Source organism: Actinotalea sp. C106 (assembly GCF_023630195.1).
Lineage (GTDB): Bacteria > Actinomycetota > Actinomycetes > Actinomycetales > Cellulomonadaceae > Actinotalea.
The window spans coordinates 1-6,815 of record NZ_JALPKN010000173.1 but is presented as its reverse complement, the minus strand read 5'-3'; the positions used below and the strand labels follow the sequence as shown (position 1 = coordinate 6,815).

Annotated in this window: 5 protein-coding genes; all 5 read right to left on the bottom strand. The window is 71.9% G+C overall.

Features of this window, described 5'->3' with window-relative positions:
• On the bottom strand, positions 1 to 416 hold a 416-nt coding region (locus tag L0B03_RS11925; protein ID WP_250446019.1), incomplete at its 3' end, for a DegV family protein.
• A 2-nt stretch (positions 417 to 418) separates the two neighbouring features.
• Positions 419 to 3,352, bottom strand: a complete 2,934-nt coding sequence (gene leuS, locus L0B03_RS11920) for a leucine--tRNA ligase (protein ID WP_250446018.1) — start codon at positions 3,350 to 3,352, stop codon at positions 419 to 421.
• An 89-nt stretch (positions 3,353 to 3,441) separates the two neighbouring features.
• On the bottom strand, positions 3,442 to 4,527 hold the full coding sequence (locus L0B03_RS11915) for an acyl-CoA desaturase (protein WP_250446017.1): 1,086 nt from the start codon (positions 4,525 to 4,527) through the stop codon (positions 3,442 to 3,444).
• Between the two features lie 160 nt (positions 4,528 to 4,687).
• Positions 4,688 to 5,410 carry a YceI family protein gene (locus L0B03_RS11910; RefSeq protein ID WP_250446015.1) on the bottom strand — a complete coding sequence of 241 codons (723 nt, stop codon included), beginning with the start codon at positions 5,408 to 5,410 and terminating at the stop codon, positions 4,688 to 4,690.
• Between the two features lie 174 nt (positions 5,411 to 5,584).
• On the bottom strand, positions 5,585 to 6,815 hold a 1,231-nt coding region (locus L0B03_RS11905; protein ID WP_250446014.1), incomplete at its 5' end, for a metallophosphoesterase.

Below are 6,815 nucleotides of genomic sequence, written 5' to 3'. Positions count from 1 at the left end.
GCGCCGTCCCCGCCCGCCTGGGCTGCCGCGAGGGCCGCGAACCCGAGACCCATGCCGACGGTGCGCGAGTCGACCACGGTCACCGGGACGCCCGCCGTCTGCGCCGCGAGCTCGGCCGAGGTCACGGTCCCCGAGAGGGCACCCGAGAGGTGCACCGAGATGATCTCCCGCGCCCCGCGCGCCGCGGCCCGTGCGTAGACCCGGCTGAAGGCATCGGGTCCGGGCTGCGAGGTGGTCACCGTCGCACCCCGCCGCAGCGCTTCGACCAGGCTCGACGGGCTCAGGTCGACGCCCTCGAGGTAGGGCGTGCCGTCGACGACCACGTGCAGGGGCACGACGACGACGTCCGCCGTCTCGAGGGCGAGGGCGGGCAGCGAGGCGGTCGAGTCCGTGACCACGACCACCCGGCGGTCCATCGTCAGACCGGGACCACGTTGACGAGCTTGGGGGCCCGCACCACCACGGTGCGGATCTCTCGGTCGGCCAACGACCGCAGGACACCCGGTGCCGCGAGGGCCAGCTCGCGGAGCTCGTCCTCACCGATGTCCGGTGGCACCTCGAGGCGGTCCCGGACCTTGCCCTGGACCTGGACGACGCAGGTCACCGTCTCCTGGACGAGGTACGCCGGGTCTGCCACCGGGTACGGGGCCCGGACCAGGCTCTCGGTGTTGCCGAGCCGTTCCCACAGCTCCTCGGCCAGGTGCGGGGCGAACGGCGCCACCAGCAGCACGATGACCTCGGCGGCGGCCCGAGGTACGCGGTCCAGGGAGGTGAGGTGGTTGTTGAGCACGATGAGCTTGGCGATGGCGGTGTTGAACCGCATCGCGTCCATCTCGGTCCGCACCTCGTCGACGGTCCGGTGGACCAGCCGCAGGGTCGCGGCGTCGGGATCGGCGTCGACCACGGTGAGGTCGCCGGTGTCCTCGTCGACGACGTTGCGCCACAGGCGCTGGAGGAACCGCTGCGAGCCGACGACCGCCCGCGTCTCCCACGGGCGGGACAGGTCGAGCGGACCCATGGACATCTCGTAGACCCGGAAGGTGTCCGCGCCGTAGGCCTCGTACATGTCGTCCGGGGTCACGACGTTCTTGAGGGACTTGCCCATCTTCCCGTACTCACGCCGGACCTCCTGGCCCTGCCAGAGGTAGGTCACCGAGCCGTCCTCAGACGTCTGCTCCTCGACCTCGTCAGCCGGGACGTACTGCCCGCGGGAGTCGGCGTAGGCGTAGGCCTGGACGTACCCCTGGTTGAAGAGGCGGTGGAAGGGCTCGACGCTCGTGACGTGGCCGAGGTCGTGCAGGACCTTGTGCCAGAAGCGCGCGTACAGCAGGTGCAGCACCGCGTGCTCGACGCCCCCGACGTACAGGTCGACGCCGCCGCTCGCACCGACGGTCGCGTTGTGCTCCGGGCCCATCCAGTACTGCTCCAAGGACGGCTCGACGACGGTCTCGCGCCGGGACGGGTCCAGGTAGTTGAGGTAGTACCAGCAAGATCCCGCCCAGTTGGGCATCGTGTTGGTGTCGCGGCGGTACGTCCGCGGCCCGTCACCCAGGTCCAGGGTGACGTGGACCCACTCCTCGTTGCGGCCCAGCGGGGGCTCGGGGTTCGAGTCGGCGTCCTCGGGCTCGAAGGTTCGCGGCGAGTAGTCGGGCACCTCGGGGAGGTCGACCGGGAGCATGGACTCCGGCAGCGCGATCGGCAGGTCGTGCTCGTCGTACACGATCGGGAAGGGCTCGCCCCAGTAGCGCTGCCGGCTGAACAGCCAGTCCCGCAGCCGGTAGGTGACCGTGCCCGTACCCGCACCACGGCCCTCGAGCCACGAGATGATCGTCGACTTCGCGGTCGCGACGTCCATCCCGTCCAGCGAGACCTCGTCGTTCGCCGAGGCCACCACCACGCCGTCCCCGGTGTAGGGGCCGTCGGGCACCTCGGAGTCAGGCGCCGGCAGCACGGTGTGGACCACAGGCAGCTCGAAGGTGCGCGCGAAGGCGTGGTCGCGCTCGTCACCACCGGGGACGGCCATGATCGCCCCGGTGCCGTAGCCCATCAGCACGTAGTCGGCCGTGAACACCGGGACGGCCGTGCCGGTGACCGGGTTGGTGGCCAGGTGACCGGTGAACACCCCGGTCTTGGAGGTGTCCGCCTGGCGCTCGACGGCGGTCCGTGCAGCCGCCTCCGTGCGGTAGGCCGCGACCGCTGCGGCCGGGCTGGCGTGCCCGCCGGTCCACGTGTCCCGGGTGCCGTCCGGCCAGGCCGCGGGGACCTCGTCCAGGAGCGGGTGCTCGGGGGCCACCACCATGAAGGTCGCGCCGAACAGCGTGTCAGGACGCGTGGTGAAGACCTCGAGCTCGCCCCCGCCGAGCACGGTGAAGACCACCTGTGCACCCTCGGAGCGTCCGATCCAGTTGCGCTGCATCGCGCGGACCTTCTCGGGCCAGTCGATCAGGTCGAGATCGTCCGCCAGACGGTCGGCGTAGGCGGTGATCCGCATGTTCCACTGCCGCAGGCTGCGCTTGAACACCGGGAAGTTGCCGCGCTCGGAGCGGCCCTCGGCCGTGACCTCCTCGTTGGCGAGGACGGTGCCCAGGCCTGGGCACCAGTTCACCGGGGTCTCGGACACGTAGGCCAGCCGCTGCGGGTCGATCACCCGGCGACGTTCGACCTCGTCCAGCTCCGACCAGGGGCGACCGTCGGGCGTCGGGCGTGCCCCGCTCTCGTACTGGGCGAGGAGCTCGCTCACCGGACGGGCGCGACCCGTGCCGCCGTCGGCGCGTGGCGCCGCCTCGTCGTACCAGGAGTCGAAGACCTGCAGGAAGATCCACTGCGTCCACCGGACGTAGTCCGTGTCGGTGGTCGCGAAGGTGCGGCGAGGGTCGTGGGCCAGCCCCAGCCGACGCAGCTGGCGCCGCATGTTGGCGATGTTCGCCTCGGTCGTGGTGCGGGGGTGCTGACCCGTCTGGACCGCGTACTGCTCGGCGGGCAGGCCGAAGGCGTCGTAGCCCAGGGCATGCAGCACGTTGTCCCCGCACATCCGCCGGTGCCGACCGACGACGTCGGTCGCGATGTACCCCAGGGGGTGACCCACGTGCAGCCCAGCGCCTGAGGGGTAGGGGAACATGTCCATGAGGAAGTACGCCGGGGCGTCAGGTGCGGGACGCTCCCCCGCCCCGTCGCCCAACGAGCCCGAGGGGTTGGGGGCGTGGAAGGTGCCCCGCTCGTCCCAGAGGTCCTGCCACCGCTGCTCGATCCTGCCCGCGAGCTCGGCGGTGTACCGGAACGGCGGGATCCCGGGCGTGCCCGAGGTGGGGCTCGTCGCGACGGGGCTGGCGGTGGTGGAGTCCTGCGTGTGCACCCGCTCAGGCTACCGGTGCACCGAGGCCCGACCGCACGTGGTGCGCGGCCGGGCCTCGGTGGAGAGCTCGGGCTCGGCTCGAGCCGCGGTCAGCGGGCCGAGCGGTACTCGAGGGTCAGCGGGCACTGGAACGGGTCGCGTGCGGCCAGACCGACCTTGTTCAGGTACCGGATGACGATGCCGTAGGAGCGCAGCATGGTCGTCTCGGTGTAGTGGATGCCCCGGCTCTCGCAGAACTCCCGCACGATCGGGCGGACGTGGCGCAGGTGGGGGCGCGCCATGCTCGGGAAGAGGTGGTGCTCGATCTGGTAGTTGAGCCCGCCCATGAACTCCTCGACCATCCGACCGCCCGAGACGTTGCGGCTCATGAGCACCTGGCGACGCAGGAAGTCGATCTTCGCGTCGGGGGGCACGATGGGCATGCCCTTGTGGTTCGGCGCGAAGACCGCACCCATGTAGAGGCCGAAGAGCCCGAGCTGGACGCCGAGGAAGGCGAAGGCCAGGCCGACCGGCATGAACCAGAAGACCAGGGCGAGGTACCCACCCAGGCGGAGCGTCACGAACGCCATCTCGACCGGGCGACGCTTGACCTCGCCACGACCGAAGATCGTCTTGACACCGGAGATGTGCAGGTTGAGGCCCTCGAGGAGCAGGAGCGGGAAGAAGAGCCAGCCCTGGCGCTTGGCGAACCATGCCTTCGGACCGGTGCGGACGGCCGGGAGACCGTCGGTGTGGAACACGAGCACACCGTTGTCGATGTCCGGGTCGGCGTCGACCTGGTTCGGCTTGGCGTGGTGCCGGCTGTGCTTGTGCTGCCACCAGCCGTAGCTCATCCCGGCGTAGAGGTTGGCGATCACGAGGCTCGCCCAGTCGTTCCACCGACCCGAGGTGAAGATCTGGCGATGTGCGGCGTCGTGACCGAGGAACATCACCTGCCCGAGCACCAGCGCCATCGCTGCCGCGACCGCGAGCTGCCACCACGAGTCGCCCAGCAGCACGACTGCTGCGACCAGCCCGGCGAGGACGCCGGTCAGGACCACGAAGCGGGTCCAGTAGTAGCCGTGGCGCCGACGCATCAGGCCGGCATCACGGACCGTGCGGGTCAGCGCGGTGAACTCGCTGACCTGACGCTCGCGAGGGGTGGTCTCGGGCTGCGCGGCGGCGGTGGCTTCCATGCGTGCTTCCTGTCGGGTCCGGGAGAGGTGTCGCGGAGCCCGGGGCGGCACCGCTGTCGAACGAACCTACGCAAGCGTAACCTGGGACCCCGTCGAAAGCACCTGTTCGCCGAACCGAGGTGTCGTGACGGCGTGCGCCTGCCCGGCGTGCCCTCGTCGCTCAGCGGGTCAGGACCAGGAGCATCTCGACGGTCGCCGTGGGCTCGACGGTGACGAAGCCCAGGTCAGGGGCCGTGAGGTCGAAGTCCTCGAGGGTCACGGGGATCTGGCCGGCGACCTCGACCTGGTCGCTGCCGGTCGGCTGCACCTCGAGCACCGCGGTCGCCGGCCGTGCCACTCCGTGGAACGTCAGCGTGCCGGGGGCCTGGACCGTGACCGCCTCGGTGGCTCCTTCGAGGGCCGTCACGTCCACCGGGTCGGTGACCTCGAAGGTGGCCTGCGGGTGGGTCGTCGTGTCCAGCGCTCGACGGAAGTAGGCGTCCCGTGCCGACTCGTCGGTCACGATCGAGGCGACGTCGACCAGCACCTCGGCCTCGAGCAGGCTGCCGTCCTCGAGGACGACGCCACCGCTGACCTGATCGGTCCGCCCGACGACGGTCACCTGCTCGCCCGAGAGGACCTCCCCGAGCCGGTAGCCCGCCTCGGACCCTGCGGCGACCGTCCAGGTGCCGTCCACCTCCTCGATCTCGTCGACCGGAGGCGCAGCCGTCTCTGTCGGGCCCGGGGTGCTGAGAGCCAGGGGCTCGGCAGGGTCGGGAGCGAGGAAGCGCGCGTAGAACCACGGGCCGCCGGCGATGGCCGCGAGCGCGACCGGTACCGCGACGAGGGTCCAGATCAGCCAACGTCGGCGATGCTCGGGGTGCGGGTGGGGCTGCCTGCTCACGAGGCCTGCCCTCCCGCCGGGCACGGGCTCACGCCCACGTACGCAGGCCGGCACGGGACGGCAGGGGGCAGCCGCACGGCACTCCTCTCACAGGCGGGGGGATCATGCGGGGACCACCGTACGCCGCTCCCCGCACCCCTCAGGCACGGACACGGCGGTGCCCTGCGAGCAGGATCAGCGTGCGCCCCCGGGCAGGACCGAAGGCACCGGGGCCCCGGGCCACCGCACGGCGAAGCCGACGCTGGCCGAGGCGTCGGGGCGCACCTGCACGAGCCGGTAGTCGAGGATGCGTCGCTCCTCGAGGTCGAAGCGCAGCACCGTCATCTCGGCGACCCCGTTGAGCGGGCCCACGGTCGGCTGCCCGAGGGCGGCGCCGGCCACGCTCGAGCCGATGTACCGCACTCCCTGGCCGTAGCGGTACGGGCCGATCCGGCGGTGCATGTGCCCCGCGACGACGGCCGGGGCGCAGCCCTGCTCGAGGGTGGCCGCCGCCATGCCCGAGTCGTGGACGAGCATCAGGTCCACCCCCTCCTCGTCCTGGCACGCGACCTCGGCCAGACGGGCACTCACCTCACCGACCGTCTCCTCCCCCGCGAGCGAGGTCCCCCCGCCGATGCGCGTCGCGCGCGGGTCCTTGTCCCCCAGGATGCGCACCCCGGCGACGTCGACCACGGCGCCGTCGAGCACCGTCATCCCGGCGGCGCGTCCCTGGGCCGAGGTCTCGTCGCTGTCGTGGTTGCCGTCGGCCACGACCGTGGCGACGCCGTCGGGGACGGCGTTGGCGAGGGCCGTGACGCAGTACGACTCGACCGAGGTCCCGTTGACGGTGGTGTCTCCCCCGTTGAGCACCACGTCCGCACCGGAGAGCTCGACCGCGCGTCGGATCACCGGTGCCATCCCCACGTTGCAGTGCATGTCGGTGAGCAGAAGAAGGGTCACGACCCCCTCCTGGGGAGGAAGGGCGCCGTCGTCGCCCTCGGACCCGGCCTGCTCCTCGGCGGAGGACCCGTCCGCCGCCCCCGGCTCCTCGTCGGTCTCGGGCGCCGCCCCGGCACCGATGTCGCGCACCGCCTGACGCAGCCGGGCCAGCTCGGCGTCGGCCTCGGCACGGGCGGCCCAGGACTGCTCGAGATTGGCCGTCGCGGTCGCGTAGAAGGTCTCGTTCTCCCGGTAGGCGTCGACGACGACCCCGCCGTAGGTGTCGATCACCCCCGCGAGGCGACCCGTGATCCGGGCGCCCTCGAGGGGTGTGTCGTCGAAGACCGAGGAGGCCTGGGGGCCGCTCTGCCCGTCGGCGGGCAGCGGGCCGCTCGCCGAGACCGTCCCGACCACCAGGAGGGCCACCACGGCGCCCCCCGCGATGAGCGACCGGTGCGGCCTCGCTGCGGCGGCCAGCTCGGCCCTG